This window comes from Reyranella humidisoli (genome assembly GCF_019039055.1).
Taxonomy (GTDB): Bacteria; Pseudomonadota; Alphaproteobacteria; order Reyranellales; family Reyranellaceae; genus Reyranella; species Reyranella humidisoli.
In genome coordinates this window covers 967,421-988,471 of the sequence record NZ_JAHOPB010000002.1, presented here as the reverse complement: position 1 = coordinate 988,471, position 21,051 = coordinate 967,421, and the positions used below count along the sequence as shown (strand labels likewise).

The window sequence follows — 21,051 nt, the reverse complement described above, 5'->3', positions numbered from 1 at the left end:
GTGAGTTTCGAGGGTCGAATGCCCCGCCGTGCCCCACGCCTGCCGCCGCTCCTGGCAGAATTCGATGATGACGAGCGCGACGCCGTCCTCGCCGCCAATCGCGCCTTCTACCGGGCGTTCAACGATCGAGACCCCGCCGCCATGGACCTCGTCTGGGCGCCGACCGGCTCGGTCATCTGCCTGCATCCCGGGCAGCAGGCGCTCTACGACCGGGCGGAGATCATGGCGAGCTGGCGGGCCATCATGAAGCACCCCGAGGCGCCCCGGGTGCGATGCACCGAAGAATGGGTGCTCGGCCGCCCGGGCCTCGCGCTGGTCACCTGCCGCGAAATCCTGCCCAACGGCCAGCTCATGGCGAGCAATCTCTATGTCCGCATGACCGATGGCTGGCACATGGCGAGCCACCACTCCGGCCCGGTGCCGCCCGTAGCGACCGAGCGCGCGACTCCCGCCGGCACCCCGGTCGGAGCGCGTGACCGGCGCAAGCTGCATTAGGCAACGTTCAGCGAGCGACCAGGCCGCCGGCGCGCAGCAGCGGCTTCAGCCGACTGTAGGGAATGTCGACCGTATAGGGGCCTGAAGAATAGGGGCCGACCTCGTACTGGTTGAAATAGACCTGCAGCCTGTCGGCCTGCCAGCAGAAGCGGTCGGCGCTGTTCACGGTCTTGGTGAGCTTCCGCGGCTCCAGCGCGTCCTCGAAGCCCGGATTCTCGACGAATTGCTTCTTGAGGTCGGCGGCGACGATCGAGACGACCTCCTTAAGCCAGGGTGAGCCCTCGGCGAACACACCGGCCGGCGGCACGGGCTTGCCGGTGCGCAGGTCGACCAGCGTGCAACTCAAGCTTCCGTAGCCATGGGCGCCCCCGGTATAGGCCCAGAAGGTCAGCGCAACGGTGATGGCGTCGGGTCCCGGCCGATGGAGCGCGTAGCTCTGCACCGCTTCCCACTGCTCTTCGCGATCGACGCCGGCGTCGGCGCCGGGAGTCGTCTCCCGGGCGGCTTTCGCCGCCGAATCGGCATAGGATCGGTTGAGGGCGGAGAAGTCCGCCGTCTTCCCGGCGAAACGGGGATACCGAAGGTCGAGCGCGTATTTCACCTTGCCGACCTTGCCCGTCTTCTCGATCGCCTGATCCTCGACGAACGGATAAGGGCCAGCGGCGGACGCCTTGAGATCGGCGATGCGGTCGGCATACCGCGTCGTGAGGCAACGCTCGATCACATCGGAATCTTCGTTCGGCTGGCAGGCACGGTTCCGTCCGACGATCCAGCGCACCTGGCTCTTCTCGAGACTCTCCTTGGCCGGCCCCGTGAGCCTGCCGAGCAGGGCCGCGTAGAGGCCGGCCAACTCCCGATCGACTTTCGCCAGATCCGGGGATTTGCAGACTGCGCGCTCGGAGGCATTCGACGCTTTGGCGCAATCGAAGCTCGGACCGCTCTGAGCCGCCGCGGCTGCGGGAAGAAGCGCGCTCAACGCCGCAACGGCGAACCTTCTCATGCCCGCCTCCACGCCTTGAGGCGGCGAACCGCCTCCTCCATCTCCGCGGTCGAGCCCGCGAACGAGATCCGCAAGGTGCCCGCGCCCCTCGCCCGGTCGAAGTCGACCCCGGGCGTCGTTGCCACGCCGGCCTCGCGCAACATGCGGCTGCAGAATTCGCGGCTGTCGTTGGTGAGGTGCGAGACGTCGGCATAGATGTAGAAAGCGCCCTGCGCGGGCGTGAGCCGGTCGAGACCGGCGGCCGGCAGGCCGGCCATCAGGAGATCGCGGTTGGCGCGATAGCGCTCCACATGCCCGTCGAGTTCTTCCCGGCAGTCGAAGGCCGCCAGCGCGGCATGCTGGCTGAGCGTCGGCACCGAGATGAAGAAGTTCTGCGTCAGCCGCTCGATCGATCGCACCATGTCGGCCGGCACGACCAACCAGCCCACACGCCAGCCCGTCATCGAAAAATACTTCGAAAAGCTGTTCACGACGATCGCGGTATCCGACACCTCGGCCGCCGAGTGGGTTTCGCCCTCGTAGACGATGCCGTGATAAATCTCGTCGGAGATCAACCGCACGCCGTTGGCGTTGCACCAGTCGGCCAGCGCCTTCAGCTCGTCCCGCGTCACCATCGTGCCGGTCGGATTGGAGGGACTCGCCACGATCAGCCCGTCGAGACGCCCTGCCTTCTCCAGCGCCGCGACGGTCGGCTGGAAGCGGTCGGCCGCCGACGTCGGCAGGTCGACCGCCTCGAGATTGAGCGCGGCGAGGATGTTGCGATAGGCCGGATAGCCGGGCGCGGCGAGCGCCACGCGATCGCCAGCGTCGAAGCTCGCCAGGAAAGCCAAAGGAAAGCCGCCCGACGACCCGGTCGTGACCACGACACGCTCGGCAGAAACGTCGGCGCCGTAGGTCTCGTGATAATGGCGCGCGATGCGTTCGCGCAGAGCCGGCATGCCGAGCGCCGCCACATAGCCGAGCCGGTCGGCATCGAGGGCCGCATGTGCGGCCGCCAGCGCGGCCTTGGGCGCGGGCGTACTGGGTTGCCCGACCTCGAGATGGATCACGACGTCGCCCGCCGCCTCCTTCTCCGCGGCCGCCGCCATAACATCCATGACGATGAACGGGTCGACGCCGCCGGAGCGGCGAGAGAGCTTGCCGGACATTTCGCGCTATTCAGTCGCGAGCGTCGACAGGCCGGCCCCGGCGGGATCGGCCCCGGTCCGGCAGGCTTGCGGAGAGCCGCGCAGACCCGACGGACAGGCAATGGCATTGACGAAGCCACCCTGCGCCTGCCTGCTTGCCAGCACGGCCGCGAGGTTATTGCCCTTGTCGATCACTTCGCGAGCCACGAAGCCCACCGCCTGGGCTGCGTTCGGGCCGCCGCCGCCGGCGCCGGCGAAGGTGAATTCGCCGTTACCGGGATTGGCGATGATCAGGGGACTGACCGAAGCAGCCTCCGGATTCGGAGAGCCGAGCATGATGCCGCTGCCGGGAACCACCACGCGCGCGCCGAACAACTGCCCCATCGACAGCTCGCAGGCAGCCGCTCCGCCCTTGGAATCGACCGCCGCAAACCCAGCGAAGCCTCCCGAATCGGCAGGCGTCCCGCCAGCCGGCGGCGCACCGTTCCATCCCGCCAGCGCGGCCGCCCCCGCCGCCGGTGCCGGCGCGACGTACACCCGGCTGCGATAGTGGCTTACCGACTGGGGCGCCGAGGAAATGGGAACCGCGTTCCGCAGCGTATCCACCGGCAGGCTGCCGCCCGCCTGCGAGACCTGCTCGGAAAAGGTCCGGGACAACGCTCCCTGGAAGAATTCGGCCCCGCCGCGCTGGCGGATGCTGCCGAGTACCGTGGCGAGGTCGGGCTGAAGCAGCGGGGTGCCCTCGCCTGCGGCCCCGAAGATGCGGCGCGCCTCGGCATCCGCGCCGATCAGGGCGCCGCCCGCCTGGAGGTCTCGGGCCAAAGCGCGCGAAACCGGGAAACCGAAGCGCGCCAATCGCTCGGCCGGCGAGACGGTCTGCTCCCAGCGAAGCTGTCCATGACGGACGTGCATCAGGGTGATCGCCCGCACGCCTACCGGCACCGAGAACGGCGTACCCTTCACAGCACCCGGCGCCGCGATCGGCGGGAATACGAAGGATTCGGCCTTCTTCGTCTTCTCGTTGTGGACGATGCAGGCACCAGACGCGCCGAGCGACGCCGCCGACGGCAGGGTCACTGCAAGTGCAAAATACATCGCGACCGCCGCATCGGTCGCGTTGCCTCCTGCCAGGAGAATTTCGCGCCCGACTTCCGCGGCGCGCCCCTCTTCCGCGGTGACCGCCGCGAACGAAGTGCTCTTCGTGACGCGCGACATGGTCCGCTGGTTGGGTGCGAGGTTAGCGGGATTGGCGGCGTTCTCGTCCCGATCGCGCTGCCGGTCCGTCTCACTAAAGCCACAACCTGTCAGCAGAAATAGGCCAGCCACGGCTGCGTTGCACAATTGACGTGGCCACCGCCCGTTCCTAGCCTGCTGCAGTCCCGTGCCGACCTTGTTCAAACGCATCGCCACCCTCTTCTGTCTGACGCTCTTCGCGCTGGCGCCGTTTCGTGCCGCGACGGCTCAGCAAGGTCAACGCCTCAATCTCATCCGCGACGCCGAGATCGAGAGCACGATCCGAACCTTCACCATTCCGATCTGGAAGGCGGCGGGGCTCGATCCCAATGGCGTGGAGATCATGCTCGTCCAGGATGGCTCGCTCAATGCCTTCGTGGCGGGCGGCCAGCGCATCTTCATCAACACCGGCCTGATCATGCGCACCGAGCGGCCGAACCAGCTGATCGGAGTCATGGCCCATGAAAGCGGCCATATCGCCGGTGGCCATCTGGCGCGCATGCAGGAAGAGTTGCGCGGCTTGTCCACCCTTCAGATCCTGGAGACGATCCTGGCGGGAGGTGCCATGGCGGGAGGCGCCCTGGGCGGCGCCGCCACCGGCGGCGGCGGAGGCCATAGCGGCGGCACCGCACGACCGATGGCGCCGGGTTCGCTCATGTCTTTCCTGAAGTACACCCAGACCCAGGAGAGCGCGGCCGATCAGGCGGCGATCACCTACCTTCAACGCACCGGTCAGTCGCCCAAGGGCACGATCGAGTTCCTGCGCTACTTGCAGCGGGAAGAGAAGCTGGCGATCAACCGGCGCGATCCGTACCTCACGACCCATCCCCTGACGCCGGAGCGGATTTCCGCGTTCGAGCAGGCCGCGGCCAACTCGCCCTACGCCAATACGCCCGACACGCCGCAGTTCCTCATGCTCCACCAGCGCATGGTCGCCAAGCTCTACGGGTTCGTCGCGCCGGACGCCGCGCTGCAACGATATTCCGAGGCTGACCGATCGCTGCCCGCCCGCTATGCACGGGCCATCGCCCTCTATCGAAAGGGCGCCCTGGGATCGGCCCTGCTGACGATCGACGGCCTTCTCAAGGAAAATCCCAACGATCCGTACTTCCACGAAGTGCGGGCCCAGATGCTCTACGAGAATGGCCGCGCCGCCGAGTCCCTGGCCTCCTATCGCCGCGCCGTCCAGCTTGCCCCTTCCGCAGCGATCCTGAAGATCGACCTCGCGCGCGCCCTGCTCGACGTCAACAGCCCCGGCAACGACCGCGATGCCATGCGCAATCTCGATCTCGCGATGCAGCAGGAGTCGGGAAACTTCGAGCTCTGGCGCCTCATGGCATCGGGCTATTCCAAACTCAACGATCCGGGTATGACGTCGCTGGCCCGGGCGGAAATGGCGGCCCTCCGGGGGCAGCGGAGCGAGGCACAGACCCATGCCGAGGCCGCGGCGCGCCAGCTCACCGCCGGCACTCCGGCGTGGCAACGCGCACAGGACCTCAAGGCCTACATCAACAGCCGGCCGCGCAAGTAGCCGGCCCTGGAGAACAACAGCATGCGTTCCCTTCTTCTGGCGACCCTCGTCGGCCTGATCGTCATTGGCGCGGCGGCCGCGACGCGGACCGCACTCCCCAAGATCACTGCTCCGCCGGAATCCTCTGCTGCGGCCGATATGCCGACAGTTCCGGCCGATCTCGGCAAGAGCATCCGGGCCTATCTGATGGCCAATCCGGAGGTCCTCGTCGAGGCGATGCAGGAACTGGAGCGCAAGCAGGACAACCAGCGCGATTCCGTGGCCATCAAGGCAATCGGCCAGAACGAGGCCGAGTTGTTCCGCGATCCCGAAAGCCCGATCGGAGGCAACCCGGCCGGCGACGTCACGATCGTGGAGTTCAACGACTATCAGTGCCCCTACTGCAAGCGTGCCTACCAGGCCGTGAAGTCGGTCACGGGCGCCGACGGCAAGGTGAAGATCATCTACAAGGACCTGCCGATCCTCGGCGAGGCTTCGAGGGTCGCCGCCCTGGCAGCGCTGGCTTCGATGAAGCAGGGCAAGCACAAGGAGCTCCACAGCGCGCTGATGGAGTTCAACGGCAAGCTCGACCGCGAAAAGATTCTCGCCACGGCTGCGTCGGTGGGCATCGACGTCGCCCAGCTTGAGAAGGACATGGACGATCCGAAGCTGAAGCAGATCATCGACCGGAACATGGCCCTTGCCGCCGCGCTCGGCGTGCGCGGCACACCGGCGTTCGTCATCGGCAAGCAGTTCGTCCCCGGTGCGGTCGACGCCGAGTCCCTGAAAGCGCTGATCGCCGACGCCCGCAAGCGCTAACGCGATACCGTCGCGGTGAGACCGAGCGCATTCACGAGATCGGCGCCCGGCCTCAGCAGGTAGTCGATCTTCTCGAGGCCGAGCGCCGGCTGCGGCGAGGCCTCGACGGTAAGGGTACCGCCCTGCTCCACGAAGCGGGCAATCGAGTCGAGCAGCTTCGACATGTCCTGCGTGATCAGCACACCGGGTGGCTGGTAGCGCCGGATCTCGGCCGCCAGCGCTGCCCGTTCCGCCGCCGCCGGCTGGCCGCTCAGTCGCGACTTCGCCTGCAGGCTCCGCTGCAGCAGGCTCTTGTCGGCAACGACGAGTCTGGCCGACTTGAGCGCCGCCTTTGTCCCCAGCAACGCGAAGAAGTCGGCCTCATCGAGCGCGCGCCAGAATTCGTCGTCGGTATCCACCACCCGAGCGGCCAACGAGACGTCCGCGAGTTCGGGGCCGCTCAACTTGCAATCCTCGACCGTCACCACATGGCGGGCGCGATCCTCGACGCTGCTGCAGTCGAAACCCAATCGAACTTCCTTGAGGTTCATCGACTGAAGGACCATGCGCATGCCCAGCGCCTCGACACTGCGCAATGACGGAGCGAGCGTGAAGTCCTCGATCCTCAGGCGCGAGCGGCTTGTCTCCGATCCTTCGGCTACCGTCTCGGTCGAGACGCTTGCCAGGGACATGCCGTAGCGGGCCATGAGATCGCCGCCGAAACCGGTCATCCGGCCCTGGGCAACGGGAACCCGCCCGATCGGCGTGCCCGGCTCCCAGTCGAGCGACGACCCCACGGCGATCGGCCGGCGCACATCGACGTCGCGCGCGGTAATGTCGGCGATCGTGAGGCCGGCCATGCGGGCACTGGCCGGCTTTACCTGGAAGTCCTTCATCTCGACGGAGGCGACGAGCCCGCGGCGATAGCCGGCGACGGAGAGGCGCGACGCGGAATAGCTCGTCTGCTCGAAAGTCACGTGGCTCGCATCGCTCAGTTCGAGCCGTTCGACCGACAGGGCGCCGAGCAGGCGCGCAAGCATCACCTCGTTGCGGAACGGTCCTTCATAGACGGCGTCGTAGCGAGGCAGGTCGAAGTTCACCGCCGTCAATTCGCCGATCGCCCACGAGTCGCCGGTATCGGGCGTGGCCAGGCGGAAATTGCGCATGTGAAACCGCGCCACCTGGAGCGGATCTCCCCAGCTCAATCCACCGAGCGGCACCCTTCCCCGGACAAGCTCGCCCAGCGGCCAGGCGAGGCCGCCGGCTTCCCACTCATCGATCTTCAATTCGCTGTGGGCACCGCCGGAAATACCGCGCAACCTGATGCTGCGATCCAGCAGACCCACCTTGACCGTCTCCGCCGTCAAGCCACCCCGTTCGAGGGCCGCCCTCAATCTGGTCGCGGCGAAGCTCTCGACGAACGGAAGGGATGCCGCGCCGACCCCGATCAGGACGAGGACGGCGCCGATGGCGACGAAGGATTTCCTCACGGTTCGGCGTCCGGCTGGCGGGAGGGCTGAGCCGCATCGAACGCCGGAAGCCGCATGCAGGCTTCATGGATTCCCTGGATAAGGGGATAGCGTTGCATGTCGACCTTGAAGCGGGCAGCGTTGAAGACCTGCGGCACGAGGCACATGTCGGCCATCGTCGGCTGGTCGCCATGACTGAACGTGCCGGTTCCACCCTGCTTCAACGTCGCCTCGTAAGCGTCGAAGCCGGTCTCTATCCAGTGGCGTGACCAGGTGAAGGCGCTTTCCTCGGTCTGCTCGAACTTCTGGCGCAGGTAGGCCATCACGCGCAGGTTCTGGATCGGATGGATGTCGGCGCTTACGATCAGCGACAGCGACCGCACCCGCGCGCGACCGACCGAATCCTTCGGCAGCAGCGGCGGCTCGGGATGCATCTCCTCGAGATACTCCATGATGGCCATCGACTGGGTCAGCACCTGCCCGTCGTCGAGCACCAGGGCCGGCACCAGCTTCTGCGGGTTGATCGCGGCATAGTCGGAAGACGATTGCTCGCCCCTGCGCAGATGCCGCGACGCATGCTCGACCGCAATGCCCTTGAGGTTCAGGGCAATGCGGACGCGAAACGCCGCCGAGGACCGAAAATAGCCGATGAGCTTCATGACCGCCTCCGCGGTCACTCTAGCACGGCTCAGGCGGGCGGCGTGTAGCGCACGACCTTCTGGTCGATGGCCCCGAAGATCGACTTGCCGGCCCGGTCGAACATCTCGATACGGATGTGGTCGCCGAAGCTCATGAACGGCGTCACAGGCTTGCCGCCCTCGATCGTCTCCCGCACGCGGCGCTCGGCGATGCAGGAGCAGCCGACGGCCGAATCGCGGTTCGCGACCGTCCCCGAGCCGACGATCGTCCCCGCTTCGAGGTGCCGTGTGCGCGCCGCATGCGCAATGAGCTGGCCGAAATCGAATGTCAGGTCGGTGGCCGCATTGGGATGGCCGAACTCCTTGCCGTTCAGGGTGGAGATCAGCGGCCGGTCGAGCCGGGCCCCGTTCCAGTCGTCGCCCAGCTCGTCCGGCGTGACCGCGACAGGGGCGAAGGCCGTGGCGGGCTTGCCATGGAAGAAGCCGAAGCCCTTGGCGAGTTCGCCGACGATCACATTGCGCAACGAGATGTCGTTCAGGATCGTCACCAGCTTGATGTGCTTGCGGGCGGCCTCCGGCGAGATGCCCATCGGCACGTCGTCGACCATCACGCCGATCTCGCCCTCGAAATCGATGCCCCAGGCCTCGTCGGCCATCTCGATCTCGTCGTTGGGCCCTATGAAGGAATCGGAGCCACCCTGGTACATCAGCGGGTCGGTCCAGAAGGACGGCGGCATCTCCACGCCGCGCGCCTTGCGTACCAGCTCCACGTGCACGACGTAGGCCGAGCCATCAGCCCACTGGTAGGCGCGCGGCAGCGGCGCAGCCAGCGCGGCCGTATCCAGTTCGAACGAGCCGACCGCCTTGTCGTCCTCGAGTTGCTCGGCCAGCACCCGCAGCTTCGGAGAGTTGGTGGCCCAGTCGTCAAGCGCCTTCTGCAGGGTCGGCGCCACGGTCGTGGCGCGGACGCCACGCGTCAGGTCGCGGTTTACGACGATCAGCGTGCCGTCGCGGCCGCCTTCCTTGAGCGATCCAAGTTTCATTGTGCGCTTCCCTACTCCGCTGCCTGCTTCATGTCCTGCGGCCGCCAGGACTTCACGTAACCCTCGAATTCCACACCCGCCGGCATCGCCGCGACATCGATCGCATCGCGCGTGTCGATCATCACCGCGACCTCGTCGGTCTCGGTCTTGCCGCCCTTCGTTGCCGCATTGAAAGCCTTGGGATGCGGGCCATGGGTAAAGCCGGTGGGGTGCACCGTCATCATGCCGGGATGGATGTTGTCGCGGCTGAAGAAGCTACCCTTGTGATAGAATATCACTTCCTCGAAATCGTCGTTGTTGTGGAAGAACGGCAGGCGCAACGCTTCCGGATCGCTTTCGAGCGGGCGCGGCACGAAGGTGCAGACGACGAAGCGGCCGGTGGCCCAGGTCGTATGAGCCGACGGCGGCAAGTGGAAGCGATGGCTCATCAGCGGCCGCAGGTCACGCCAGTTGATGCGCACGACACTCAGGTCGCCGTGCCATCCGATCGCGTCGAGCGGATTGAACGGGTACGTCACGGTGGAGAGTGCATTGCGCCGCTTCACCGATACCTTCCAGGTGCGCTCGTCCTGCTGGGCGCGGAAGGCGTCATCGATCCGCGGTGTGTCGAGCATCGCCGGATCGAAGATCGCGTGGCGGCCGACCATACCCTTCTCCGGCAGGGTGAAGTGATCGTTGGTCGCTTCGATCATCAGCGACGTGGTGGGCTTTGCCGGCTCCAGTCTCCACATCGTGCCGCGCGGGATCACGAGATAGTCGCCTTCGGCATAGTCGAGATGGCCATAGTCGCAGAACAGCGCACCGTTGCCCTCGTGGATGAAGAGGAGCTGATCGCCGTCGCTGTTGCGCGCGAGTCCTGGCATCGCTTTCTCCAGACGCCAGTAGCGCATCTGCAGGTGACTGTTGCCCATGACCAGTTCGGCGTCCCACGGATTGGCGTGCGCCGTCGCCAGCTTGTTGAGATCCAGGGCTCGCGGACGGATGGGGCCGTCGAATTCGACCCAGTCGGTCGGCTTGTGCCTGTGGTGGAACTGGGCGGAAGGCCCAAAAAAGCCTTCCTTGCTGATCTCGCGCTCGTAAGTTCCTTCCGGCAGCCGCACATGCGCCTGGCGCGAGGCGGTGCCCTCGACCTGGCGCAGCGGAATCCAGTTTTTGGCCATGGTTCCCTCCCTTTCTGAATGCCTCCCCATTCAAATGGGGAGGTGTCGGCGTCATACGCCGACGGAGGAGTCAGGAGCGTCAAACCGGGCGCCGATGACCCCTCCGCCCCGCTCTGAGCGGGGCACCTCCCCCGATGACGGGGGAGGCATGTGATTATACCTTCAACACGCCGCGGCGGATCTGGTCGAGTTCGATCGATTCGAACAGCGCGCGGAAATTTCCCTCGCCGAAGCCTTCGTTGCCGCGGCGCTGGATGATCTCGAAGAAGATCGGACCGATCACCGTCTGGGTGAAGATCTGCAGCAGCAGCCCGCCGCCCTGGGTCGGAGCCCCGTCGATCAGGATGCGGTCGGCGGCCATCCGCTGGAGGTCTTCTCCATGGCCCGGCAGCCTTGCATCGACCTGCTCATAGTAGGTGTCGGGCACATCCTGGAACGGTACGCCCTTGGTCTTCAGCGTTTCGACCGTCTCATAAATATCGCCGGTGCCCAGCGCGATGTGCTGGATGCCCTCGCCGTGATAGGCGGAGAGATATTCTTGGATCTGCGACTTGTCGTCGGAACTCTCGTTGATCGGGATGCGGATCTTGCCGCATGGGCTGGTCATCGCCTTGGACTTGAGGCCGGTGAGCTTGCCCTCGATGTCGAAGTAACGGATCTCGCGGAAATTGAAGAGCCGCTCGTAGAAATCGGCCCACTCGGCCATGCGGCCGCGATGCACGTTGTGCGTCAGGTGGTCGATATAGGTCAGCCCCACGCCCTTGGGGTTTCGCTCGGCGCCGGGCAGCCAGTCGAAGTCGACATCGTAGATCGAGCCGCGTTCGCCGTATCGGTCCACGAGATAGAGCAGGGAATCGCCGATACCCTTGATCGCCGGGATGTTGAGTTCCATCGGGCCGACCTTGCCCTCGACGCCCCACGCGCCCAGCGACAGCGCGCGCTTGTAGGCGGCGCCCGCATTCTTCACGCGCAGCGCGATGGCGCAGACGCTGGGGCCGTGCACGCGCGCGAAGCCCTGCGCGAAACTCTCCTTCTCGGCGTTGACGATGAAGTTCACGTCGCCCTGGCGGTAGAGCGAGACGTCCTTGGAGCGATGCTTCGCCACCTTCGTGAAGCCCATGCTCTCGAACAGGGCACCCAGCGCCGCGGGATCGGGAGCGGTGTATTCGACGAACTCGAACCCGTCGGTGCCCATCGGGTTGATCTCGTCGATCTCCACCACGTTGCGGTCGGTAACGCTCGCCATGTTTGACCTCCCGGCTGAATTAGTTTCAAATGTAACTATTATGCCGACCGAAGCGCAAGCCCTCGAACTGGAGAAATTCCTCCCGTACCGGCTGTCCGTCCTCGCCCAGCTTGTCAGCGAATCGCTTCACGACCTTTACGCCGGCCCCTTCGAGTTGAGCGTCACCCAGTGGCGTGTGATGGCTGCGCTGGGACGCTTCGCGCCCCTCACCGCCTCCGATGTGGGCCAGCGCATTGTCATGGACAAGGTGGCCGTCAGCCGGGCGGTCGCCAGCCTGATGAAGCGCGGCCTGGTCGAGCGCGCCACCGATCTGGACGATCGTCGCCGGGCCTCGCTGCGCCTGACTGAAAAAGGCCGCACGGTTCATGCGCAGATTGTCCCGTTGGCCCTGAAATACGAGGCCGACCTCTACCAGGCCCTGTCTGCGGAAGAGCGTCAGGCTCTCAACAGCTTGTGTGACAGGCTGTTCGCCCACGCCAAACTGTTGAGAAGCGGCCCCTGAGCCTGCCTTGTCGGCCCGACGCCCCATGCTATAACGCCCGCCTCTGGTGAATCTGGGAGGCAGGATTGGCCGCAAAGGCCGCCCGGCGCCCATCGGCCGCCAAGCCGGTGCTGGTGCTCAACGGGCCAAACCTCAACATGCTGGGCAAGCGTCAGCCCGAGATCTACGGCCGCGAAACCCTGGCGGACGTCGAATCCATGTGCCGCGTCGAGGCCGAGCGCCTCGGCCTCGCGGTAGAGTTTGCCCAGAGCAACCACGAAGGCGTGCTCGTCGACCGTATCCAGGCGGCGCGCGAGGCCAATTCCGGCATCGTCATAAATGCCGGTGCCTACACCCATACGTCGGTGGCCCTGCTCGACGCGCTGAACGCGGCCGAGTTGCCGGCCATCGAGGTCCACCTTTCCAACATCTACAAGCGTGAGAGCTTCCGCCATCATTCGTACATCAGCCCGGCTGCGGTCGGCGTGATCGCGGGTCTCGGCACTCAAGGCTATCTCCTTGCCCTTCAGGCGCTGGCGCGTCTGCTGGCACGCTGATCAACATCGGGAGCTTTTCTCCATGTCAAAGTTCGAGCTGGATACCGAGTTCGTGCGCAAGCTGGCGGCGATCCTCGAGGAAACCAAACTCGGCGAGATCGAGCTGGCCGACGGCGACCGTCGCATCCGCGTCGCCCGTCCGACAGCATCCGTCGTACAGCCGGCGCCTGTAATGATGGCCGGGGCCCCCGCTGCGGCGGCCGCTCCCGTCGTCGCTGCCGGCGCGGCCCCCACCGCGGCGGGCGATCTCTCGAAGCATCCGGGCGCGGTGAAGTCGCCGATGGTTGGCACCGCCTATCTGGCGCCCGAACCGGGCAAGCCAAACTTCGTGTCCGTGGGCGACAAGGTCACGGCCGGCCAGACCCTGCTGATCATCGAGGCCATGAAGACGTTCAACCCGATCAAGGCGCCCAAGGCCGGCACGGTCATGCAGGTCCTGATCGAGAACGCCCGGCCGGTGGAGTTCGGCGAACCGCTTATGATCGTCGAGTAAGGGCCTCGGTGCCGATGTTCGACAAGGTCCTCATCGCCAACCGCGGCGAGATCGCGCTCCGTATCCACCGCGCCTGCCGCGAGATGGGCATCCAGACCGTCGCCGTCCATTCGACCGCCGACAGCGACGCGATGCATGTCCGGCTGGCCGACGAATCGGTGTGCATCGGCCCGCCGCCGGCCCGCGAGAGCTACCTCAACATTCCCGCCATCCTCTCCGCCGCGACGATCGCCGGCGCCGACGCCATCCATCCCGGCTACGGCTTCCTGTCGGAGAATGCGCGCTTCGCCGAAGCTGTCGAGGCACACGGTTTCACCTTCATCGGTCCGACGCCGCAGCATATCTCGATGATGGGCGACAAGATCGTGGCCAAGCAGACGGCGCTGGAACTCGGGCTGCCGCTGGTGCCGGGATCGCCGGGTCCGGTCGAGTCGGTAGAGGACATCATCGAACTCGGCGAAAAGATCGGCTGGCCGGTCCTGATCAAGGCCGTCGCCGGCGGCGGCGGTCGCGGCATGAAGGTCGTGCAGAATGCCGAGGCAGCCTCCGAAGCCTTCTCGCTGGCGCGCACCGAAGCCAAGGCCGCCTTCAACAACGACTCGGTCTATGTCGAGAAGTATCTCGGCCGGCCGCGCCACATCGAGATCCAGGTGCTGGGCGACGGGCTCGGCGCCGGCATCCACCTCGGCGAACGCGACTGCTCGCTGCAGCGGCGCCATCAGAAGGTGCTGGAAGAAGCGCCCTCGCCCGCTCTGAACGCCGAGCAGCGTAACCGGATCGGCGAACTGGCCGCCGACGCCGTTCGCAGACTCAAGTATCGTGGCGCCGGCACAATGGAGTTCCTGTTCCAGGACGGCGAGTTCTACTTCATCGAAATGAACACCCGCCTGCAGGTCGAGCATCCGATCACCGAGGCGGTGACGGGCATCGACCTGGTGCGCGAGCAGATCCGCATCGCCTCGGGTGCTCCCCTGGGTCTCACGCAGGACGACATCGTGATCCAGGGCCACGCCATCGAGTGCCGAATCAACGCCGAGAATCCCGAGACATTCGTACCCTGCCCGGGTCTCGTCACCGACTATCACGCGCCGGGCGGCCTGGGCGTGCGCGTCGATTCCGGCCTCTATGCCGGCTACTCGATCCCGCCCTACTATGATTCGATGGTCGCCAAGCTGATTGTGAACGGCAGCAGTCGCAACGAATGCCTGATGCGCCTGCGCCGCTCGCTCGAGGAGTTCGTGGTCGGCGGCATCGACACGACGATTCCGCTGCACCGCCGCATCATCGGCGAGCAGGCCTTCATCGACGGCGACTACGACATCCACTGGCTGGAGAAGCTGGTCGGCCTGAAGAAGTAACGCCCCGATGCTGGAGATCACGCCCGACCTCCTGCTCCAGGCGTACCGTATCGGCGTCTTTCCCATGGGGGAAAGCCGCGACGATCCAAAGCTCTACTGGCTCGATCCGCGGATGCGTGCGGTACTGCCGCTCGACGGGTTTCATTTGTCGCATCGGCTCGCGCGCACCGTGCGCAGCGGCCAATTCGAGGTTTCAGCCGACACGGCCTTCGCGGAGACGGTGCGCGCCTGCGCCGAGCCGCGGCCCGGCCATCCCGAGAGCTGGATCAACGAGCCCATCGTCGCGCTCTACTCGGAACTTCATGCGCGCGGCCACGCCCACAGTCTGGAATGCCGCGTCGACGGAAGGCTGGTCGGCGGCCTGTACGGCGTCTCCGTGGGCGCCGCCTTCTTCGGCGAAAGCATGTTCAGCCGCGAGCGCGACGCCTCGAAGGTGGCTCTCGTCCATCTGGTGGCGCGACTGATCCGCGGTGGGTTCAAGCTGCTCGACTGCCAGTTCATGACCGAGCACCTGCGCAGCTTCGGGGCGGTCGAGATCCCGCGCGATTCCTTCAAGACGCTGCTGGCCGACGCGATCGACCGGCCGGCAACGTTTCAGCGGGAGCTGGGCGGCGAAGATCCCTGCGCCATCGTGCAGGAGAGCACGCGCACATCGTAAACGCCGTGGTCGAGCGCCGACAGGGACGGCGTCGAAGCGAACATCCAGCCGGAGAAAAGCCTTTCCTCCGCTTGCCCCGGCTTGTGATCGACGATGGTGAGATAGGCCACCGATTCCGGCGGAGCTTCCGGCACGTTCACCAGACAATCGCCCACGGTGATCTCGAGCGTGCCGAAGCGCGTCGACTTGCCGACCGGCACATAGAAGCGCTGGGTTCTAGCCGTCACCTTGTCGAGGCCCTGCAACTCCGCCGACCGGATACCGGGGCCGTCTGGCACGGGTCGCAGGTTGGCGTTGCCGGGACGCGGTGGCTGTTGCTGCTGCTGGGGCGTTTGCGCCGACGCCGCACCGATACAGGTCGCCAGAACGGCGACAACGAGCAGCGCTCGCATGCTCACCCCTTCGCGTGGGGTGTCGTCAACCCGTCGATCAATTCGTGAAGCGCCTGCTTGATCTGAGTCGCATCGCATCCCATCAGGACTCCGTCCTCCAGCGCATCGGCGCAGAGGGTTTCGATCTCCTGGATGTTCTGGTTCAGGACTTTGATCTTTTCGAGGCACGACACAGGCTTGCCGTCCGGCTGTCGCCAGACCGGCGGCTCCTTCGGGGACTGGGTGCCCATCACTTACTTCCCGTGCTGCCGAACATGAATTTGGCGATCAGTTCCGTGAGCGGTATCGAATCCTGGGTATGCTCGATCTCCCCGCCACTCTTCAGCATCTGCTTGTCGTTGCCCGGCTCCAGCACGACGACCATGCCTCCCAGCAGCGACTCGCTCACGATCTTGGCGTGTGTGTCGGCCGGCAGATTGACGTTCGCCGCCACTGCGAGGCGCACCACTGCCTGATAGGTCTTGGGATCGAGACTGAAGCCGGTGACGCTGCCCACCTTGACGCCGCTCAGCGTCACGTCCGCGCCGCGCTTCAATCCGTCGATGCGGCCGAAGCGAGCCACGAGTTCGTAGCCGTCAGGTCCGGTCCGATCCGATTTCGAGAAAGCGTAGAAGACGAACAGGCCGGCCACCACCAGCACCAGCGCGCCCACGATCGTCTCGACAATATTGCGGCCCACGCGCGTCTCCCCCGCTGCCTGCAGCGTCAGCCTGGACGCCACGCCTCATAGGAACGCTTGGGCTTCTCGCCCGCGGACAGCGTGTGACCCGGAGGCCGGTAGGCATGAACCGTGCCCGTGAGGTTGGGCTGATGATCCTTCTGCCAGGCCATGCGCGGCAGGCCACCGGCGGGCGGCGGCTCGGCCAGCATGTAATGCAGCCAACCGTGCCATTCGGGCGGAATGCGCGATGCTTCCGCGACGCCGTTGTACATCACCCAGCGCTTGCGACGCGTACCGGGGACGATGCGCTTGTCCTGGAAGTAGCGGTTGCCCTCAGCATCCGTGCCGACGAGTTCGCCGCGCATCTTGGTGAAGAGCCAGGTGCCGATGATCATGAACCAACCACGTTTAAAGTGACTGCGCCGCTTGTACGCGGGCGCTCCATCGCGTGCAACGCGACGCGAACGACGCTCGACTCCTGTCGCTCGAAGCCGCGACGACCGAGCGATTTGACGATCTGTTGCGCTCTTGCATCATCTAGTATCATCAACATGGTGGTCTACAAAATATAGTTGCGCACACAAGATTTTGTAATTTACTATCATCGCGTGCCCATATGTGCGTGTTCGACATTGATCGAACAGCCCCCGCGACAGGGAACCAAAAAGCGGGAAAGGGCACGGGGGATCGTCGATGCGCTTCGAGCGTCGGTACACACAAGCAGGAAAATCGCCATTCGCGGGAATGGCGTTTCGTGCTGCCGACTCGGAAATTCGCAACCCCGACGGCTCGATCGTCTTTCAGCTGAAGAACGTCGACGTACCGGCCGATTGGTCCCAGGTCGCTTCCGACGTGCTTGCCCAGAAATACTTCCGCCGCGCCGGGGTTCCCGCCCGCCTGATCCGCGTACGCGACGACGACCTGCCGGAATTCCTGTGGCGGTCCGTTCCAGACGAAGCCGCGCTGACAGCGCTGCCCGAAGCGGAGCGCTTCGGCGGCGAGACCAGCGCGCGTCAGGTTTTCCATCGCATGGCCGGCGCCTGGGCGTATTGGGGATGGAAGGGCGGCTACTTCGACAGCGAGGAAGATGCTCGCTCCTTCTACGACGAGCAGTGCTTCATGCTCGCAGCCCAGATCTGCGCGCCCAATTCGCCGCAATGGTTCAACACCGGCCTGCACTGGGCTTACGGTATCGACGGTCCGGGCCAGGGCCACTGGTTCGTCGATCACGAGGACGGCCGGGCCCATCCATCCGCGTCTGCCTACGAGCGCCCGCAGCCGCACGCCTGCTTCATCCAGAGTGTATCCGACGATCTGGTGAATGAAGGCGGCATCATGGATCTGTGGATCCGCGAGGCGCGCCTTTTCAAGTACGGGTCCGGCACCGGTTCGAATTTTTCCAAGGTCCGCGGCGCGGGCGAAAGGCTTTCCGGCGGCGGCTCCTCCTCCGGCTTGATGTCTTTCCTGAAGATCGGCGATCGGGCGGCCGGCGCCATCAAGTCGGGCGGCACCACCCGTCGCGCCGCAAAGATGGTGACCGTCGACATCGACCATCCCGACATCGAGGACTTCATCTCCTGGAAGTCGCTGGAGGAACAGAAGGTCGCCGCGCTGGTCGCGGGGTCGAAGCTCGCCAACCGCCATCTCAACGCGGTGATGCAGGCCTGCCTCGAGGGCGAGGACGAGGGCGATGCCGCGTTCGATCCACGCCGGAACCCGAAGCTGCGGCGCGAGATCGTGGCCGCCCGTCAGGCCGAACTGCCGGAGAACTACATCCAGCGCGTCATCCAGTTCGCGCGCCAGGGCTACAGGCACATCGAATTCCCGACCTTCGACACGGATTGGGAGTCGGAAGCCTACGCCTCGGTTTCCGGACAGAATGCCAACAACTCCGTGCGGGTCACGGACGCCTTCCTGCGTGCGGTCGAGGAAGACCGGCAATGGGCACTGACCGAGCGGACGACAGGCAAGGTTTGCAGGACGATCGGCGCTCGCCTCCTCTGGGATCAGGTCGCCGAGGCCGCCTGGAATTCCGCCGATCCGGGCGTGCAGTACGACACCACGATCAACGACTGGCATACCTGCCCGGAGTCGGGGCGCATCAACGCCTCGAACCCGTGCTCGGAGTACATGTTCCTCGACGACACGGCGTGCAATCTCGCCTCGCTGAACCTCATGCGGTTCCGGCGGGCCGACGGCTCGATCGACGTCGAGGCGCTGGAGCATGCCAGCCGTCTCTGGAGCGTCGTGCTCGAGATCTCGGTGATGATGGCGCAGTACCCCTCGCGCCGGATCGCAGAGCTCTCCTACCAGTACCGTACTCTGGGTCTCGGTTACGCCAATCTCGGTGCGCTGCTGATGGCTTCGGGCCTCGGCTACGACAGCGCCCAGGGCCGCGCGATCGCGGGCGCCCTCACCGCCATCATGACCGGCACCGCCTACGCGACGTCCGCCGAGATGGCGGGCCTGATGGGCGCGTTCCCGGGCTTCGCCGCCAACCGCGAACCCATGCTGCGGGTGATCCGCAACCATCGTCGCGCGGCTTTCGGATCGGGCGAGGCCTATGAGGGCCTGTCCATCGCCCCGCAGGCCCTGGACGCCGCCAACTGCAGCGATTCGAGGCTCATCGCAGCGGCCCGCCGCGTCTGGGACCGTGCACTGGCGCTGGGCGAACGTCACGGCTATCGCAACGCACAGGTCTCCGTCATTGCTCCCACCGGCACGATCGGCCTGGTGATGGACTGCGATACGACTGGCATCGAGCCGGATTTCGCCCTGGTGAAGTTCAAGAAGCTGGCCGGCGGCGGCTATTTCAAGATCATCAACCAGACTGTCCCGCTGGCGCTGCGCACCCTGGGCTATGACGAGCCGGCGATCCGGCGCATCGTCGACCATGCCGTCGGGCACGGTTCGCTCGCATCGGCCCCCGCCATCAACCACGAAAGCCTGTCGTCGCGCGGTTTCGACGCCGCGACCCTCGAGCGGGTCGACCAGGCCATCGGCACGGCCTTCGACATCCGGTTTGCCTTCTCGCGCTACACACTGGGCGAAGTTTTCTGCCGCGAGGCGCTCGGCCTCGACGACGAAACGCTCGTCGATCCGAAGCTCGACATTCTCTCCCGTCTCGGATTCTCACGCGGTGACATCGCCGCCGCGAACATCCATGCGTGCGGCACGATGAGTATCGAGAGCGCTCCCGACCTCAAGCGCGAACATCTTTCTGTGTTCGATTGTGCGAATCCCTGTGGACGAGATGGCAAGCGCTGCTTGTCTGCAGAGAGTCACATACGCATGATGGCTGCAGCACAACCCTTCGTATCGGGCGCCATCTCCAAGACCGTCAACATGCCAAACGCAGCTACGGTTGAGGATTGCCGCAAGGCCTACGAGATGTCCTGGAAGCTCGGCTTGAAAGCAAACGCTCTCTATCGTGACGGCTCCAAGCTGTCGCAGCCGCTGTCTGCCATGGCCCTTGGCGACGACATCGCGGCCAATGACGATCTGGCCGACCTTCCTCCCGCTGCGCGCGTGCCGGTCATTGCCGAACGGATCGTCGAGCGCATTGTGGAACGCGAGGTCCGCGCCGGCCGCGAGCGGCTGCCGCAGCGCCGCAAGGGCTACACTCAGAAGGCCAACGTAGGCGGTCACAAGGTCTACCTGCGGACCGGCGAGTACGAAGACGGCCGTGTCGGCGAGATCTTCGTCGACATGCACAAGGAAGGCGCGGCGTTCCGCAGCCTGATGAACAACTTCGCCATCGCGATTTCGATCGGCCTGCAGTACGGGGTGCCGCTCGAGGAGTTCGTGGAGGCCTACACGTTCACGCGCTTCGAGCCGTCGGGAATGGTCGAGGGCAACGACGCGATCAAGATGTCGACCTCGGTGCTCGACTATATCTTCCGCGAGCTCGCTATCTCCTATCTCGGGCGCAACGACCTCGCGCATGTCGAACAGGCGGACCTTCGTCCGGACGGCGTCGGCCGCGGCGAAGTCCAGGGCGAGCTTCCCATGCCCGGTACGGATGCCGCGCATGCCGCGGCGGCGGCCGTGAGCCGTATCGCCAGCGTCGGCTATATGCGCAGCAATCTCTACGTGTTGAACGGCAGGACCGCCGGCAATGCCGCGATCGCCCATGAAGCGATCGTCGGCGCCGCCCTGCCCAACGGACTGACGGACGGACCAGCCGTCGCTTCGGCGCACATCGCCAAGGCGGCCGCCGTCGGCGTCGCGGTCGGAGAAGCCTCTCCTTCCTCCCTGGGACAAGCCCTCGTGGCAAAGCTCAAGGGATTCGAAGGGGATGCCTGTCCGGAGTGCGGCAACTTCACCATGGTCCGCAACGGGACGTGCCTCAAATGCACGACCTGCGGCGGCACCACTGGCTGCAGTTGAGCATGCGTGGCGTAGCGTACCAGCGTACCCCGGGGGGCCTCACGGTTGGGGACCTCATAGCTAACCATAGGAGACAGTTATGGCTGCTAAGAAAAAGGCTGCGAAGAAGAAGGCTGCTAAGAAGAAGAAGCAGTAATCAGGAAAGGGCGTAGGTCAAAGTTCACTTTGACCCCTCTAACCAACGCCTTTCGGCTTCCGTGTGGGTGCCCCCTTCTGGGGGCCCCACCGGAGGCCACATTATAGAAGACGAGCATCAAGCCGATCCGACGCCTTCGTTCATGGAGGCGGAAAGGCGAAACTACCAAAGCGTCCGGCGACCTCAGGTCTGCCGGACTTTTTTCTT

General features: G+C 65.5%; 21 protein-coding genes. 9 read left to right on the top strand and 12 right to left on the bottom strand.

From position 1 onward, the window contains the following. Positions 1–18 precede the first annotated feature (18 nt). A complete protein-coding gene (locus KQ910_RS23170; protein ID WP_216965682.1) occupies positions 19–495 on the top strand; it encodes a YybH family protein in 477 nt (158 codons plus the stop codon). A 7-nt stretch (positions 496–502) separates the two neighbouring features. On the opposite strand, the gene KQ910_RS23165 is transcribed toward KQ910_RS23170, so the two are convergent. The 3 genes from KQ910_RS23165 to KQ910_RS23155 are packed head-to-tail and all read right to left on the bottom strand — an operon-like array spanning position 503 to position 4,026. Continuing rightward, a complete protein-coding gene (locus KQ910_RS23165; protein ID WP_216965680.1) occupies positions 503–1,495 on the bottom strand; it encodes a DUF3298 domain-containing protein in 993 nt (330 codons plus the stop codon). Further along, the gene (locus KQ910_RS23160; RefSeq protein ID WP_216965678.1) at positions 1,492–2,643 is read right to left on the bottom strand and encodes a pyridoxal phosphate-dependent aminotransferase; all 1,152 of its coding nucleotides are present in this window, start codon (positions 2,641–2,643) and stop codon (positions 1,492–1,494) included. The genes KQ910_RS23165 and KQ910_RS23160 overlap by 4 nt, the downstream gene beginning before the upstream one ends. Positions 2,644–2,649: 6 nt before the next feature. Beyond that, the gene (locus KQ910_RS23155) at positions 2,650–4,026 is read right to left on the bottom strand and encodes a gamma-glutamyltransferase (RefSeq protein WP_216965676.1); all 1,377 of its coding nucleotides are present in this window, start codon (positions 4,024–4,026) and stop codon (positions 2,650–2,652) included. On the opposite strand from KQ910_RS23155, the gene KQ910_RS23150 reads away from it, so the two are divergent. Further along, positions 4,013–5,386, top strand: coding sequence for a M48 family metalloprotease (locus KQ910_RS23150; protein ID WP_216965674.1), 1,374 nt, complete (start codon positions 4,013–4,015; stop codon positions 5,384–5,386). The genes KQ910_RS23155 and KQ910_RS23150 overlap by 14 nt on opposite strands. Before the next feature lie 21 nt (positions 5,387–5,407). Continuing rightward, positions 5,408–6,184, top strand: a complete 777-nt coding sequence (locus tag KQ910_RS23145) for a DsbA family protein (protein ID WP_216965672.1) — start codon at positions 5,408–5,410, stop codon at positions 6,182–6,184. Here the strand turns inward: KQ910_RS23145 and KQ910_RS23140 are convergent. From KQ910_RS23140 to hppD, 5 genes are all read right to left on the bottom strand, one after another. Further along, the gene (locus tag KQ910_RS23140; RefSeq protein WP_216965670.1) at positions 6,181–7,653 is read right to left on the bottom strand and encodes an aq_1923 C-terminal domain; all 1,473 of its coding nucleotides are present in this window, start codon (positions 7,651–7,653) and stop codon (positions 6,181–6,183) included. The genes KQ910_RS23145 and KQ910_RS23140 overlap by 4 nt on opposite strands. Beyond that, positions 7,650–8,291 carry a maleylacetoacetate isomerase gene (gene maiA, locus KQ910_RS23135; protein WP_216965667.1) on the bottom strand — a complete coding sequence of 214 codons (642 nt, stop codon included), beginning with the start codon at positions 8,289–8,291 and terminating at the stop codon, positions 7,650–7,652. The genes KQ910_RS23140 and maiA overlap by 4 nt, the downstream gene beginning before the upstream one ends. 29 nt (positions 8,292–8,320) lie before the next feature. Further along, positions 8,321–9,313: a fumarylacetoacetate hydrolase family protein gene (locus KQ910_RS23130; protein ID WP_216965665.1), complete on the bottom strand. Its 993-nt coding sequence runs from the start codon at positions 9,311–9,313 to the stop codon at positions 8,321–8,323. 11 nt (positions 9,314–9,324) lie between these two features. Continuing rightward, positions 9,325–10,473: a homogentisate 1,2-dioxygenase gene (locus KQ910_RS23125; protein ID WP_216965664.1), complete on the bottom strand. Its 1,149-nt coding sequence runs from the start codon at positions 10,471–10,473 to the stop codon at positions 9,325–9,327. A gap of 154 nt (positions 10,474–10,627) precedes the next feature. Then, positions 10,628–11,719 carry a 4-hydroxyphenylpyruvate dioxygenase gene (gene hppD / locus KQ910_RS23120; protein ID WP_216965661.1) on the bottom strand — a complete coding sequence of 364 codons (1,092 nt, stop codon included), beginning with the start codon at positions 11,717–11,719 and terminating at the stop codon, positions 10,628–10,630. Between the two features lie 40 nt (positions 11,720–11,759). On the opposite strand from hppD, the gene KQ910_RS23115 reads away from it, so the two are divergent. The 5 genes from KQ910_RS23115 (at position 11,760) to aat (ending at position 15,266) form a co-directional block, all read left to right on the top strand. Then, positions 11,760–12,221 (top strand): MarR family winged helix-turn-helix transcriptional regulator, encoded by a 462-nt coding sequence (locus KQ910_RS23115; protein ID WP_216965659.1) that lies wholly within the window; start codon positions 11,760–11,762, stop codon positions 12,219–12,221. 65 nt (positions 12,222–12,286) lie between these two features. Further along, positions 12,287–12,757, top strand: a complete 471-nt coding sequence (gene aroQ, locus KQ910_RS23110; RefSeq protein WP_255560301.1) for a type II 3-dehydroquinate dehydratase — start codon at positions 12,287–12,289, stop codon at positions 12,755–12,757. Between the two features lie 22 nt (positions 12,758–12,779). Beyond that, positions 12,780–13,250, top strand: a complete 471-nt coding sequence (accB, locus tag KQ910_RS23105; protein ID WP_216965657.1) for an acetyl-CoA carboxylase biotin carboxyl carrier protein — start codon at positions 12,780–12,782, stop codon at positions 13,248–13,250. A gap of 14 nt (positions 13,251–13,264) precedes the next feature. After that, entirely contained in the window at positions 13,265–14,608 is a 1,344-nt protein-coding gene (accC, locus tag KQ910_RS23100; RefSeq protein ID WP_216965864.1) for an acetyl-CoA carboxylase biotin carboxylase subunit, read from the top strand. A gap of 7 nt (positions 14,609–14,615) precedes the next feature. Then, the gene (aat, locus tag KQ910_RS23095) at positions 14,616–15,266 is read left to right on the top strand and encodes a leucyl/phenylalanyl-tRNA--protein transferase (RefSeq protein WP_216965655.1); all 651 of its coding nucleotides are present in this window, start codon (positions 14,616–14,618) and stop codon (positions 15,264–15,266) included. Here aat and KQ910_RS23090 read toward each other — a convergent pair. Genes KQ910_RS23090 through KQ910_RS23075 form a run of 4 tightly spaced genes read right to left on the bottom strand, consistent with a single transcriptional unit; the run spans position 15,203 to position 16,714 of the window. Continuing rightward, entirely contained in the window at positions 15,203–15,658 is a 456-nt protein-coding gene (locus KQ910_RS23090; RefSeq protein WP_216965653.1) for a DUF2155 domain-containing protein, read from the bottom strand. The genes aat and KQ910_RS23090 overlap by 64 nt on opposite strands. A 2-nt stretch (positions 15,659–15,660) precedes the next feature. Further along, entirely contained in the window at positions 15,661–15,888 is a 228-nt protein-coding gene (locus KQ910_RS23085; RefSeq protein WP_216965651.1) for a TetR family transcriptional regulator C-terminal domain-containing protein, read from the bottom strand. After that, on the bottom strand, positions 15,888–16,337 hold the full coding sequence (gene mlaD, locus KQ910_RS23080; RefSeq protein WP_216965649.1) for an outer membrane lipid asymmetry maintenance protein MlaD: 450 nt from the start codon (positions 16,335–16,337) through the stop codon (positions 15,888–15,890). The genes KQ910_RS23085 and mlaD overlap by 1 nt, the downstream gene beginning before the upstream one ends. Before the next feature lie 26 nt (positions 16,338–16,363). Then, complete coding sequence (locus tag KQ910_RS23075) at positions 16,364–16,714, bottom strand: NADH:ubiquinone oxidoreductase subunit NDUFA12 (RefSeq protein ID WP_216965646.1); 351 nt, start codon at positions 16,712–16,714, stop codon at positions 16,364–16,366. 298 nt (positions 16,715–17,012) lie between these two features. Here KQ910_RS23075 and KQ910_RS23070 point away from each other — a divergent pair, with 298 nt between their 5' ends. Continuing rightward, positions 17,013–20,708 carry a vitamin B12-dependent ribonucleotide reductase gene (locus tag KQ910_RS23070; RefSeq protein WP_216965644.1) on the top strand — a complete coding sequence of 1,232 codons (3,696 nt, stop codon included), beginning with the start codon at positions 17,013–17,015 and terminating at the stop codon, positions 20,706–20,708. The last annotated feature ends 343 nt before the right edge of the window (positions 20,709–21,051 follow it).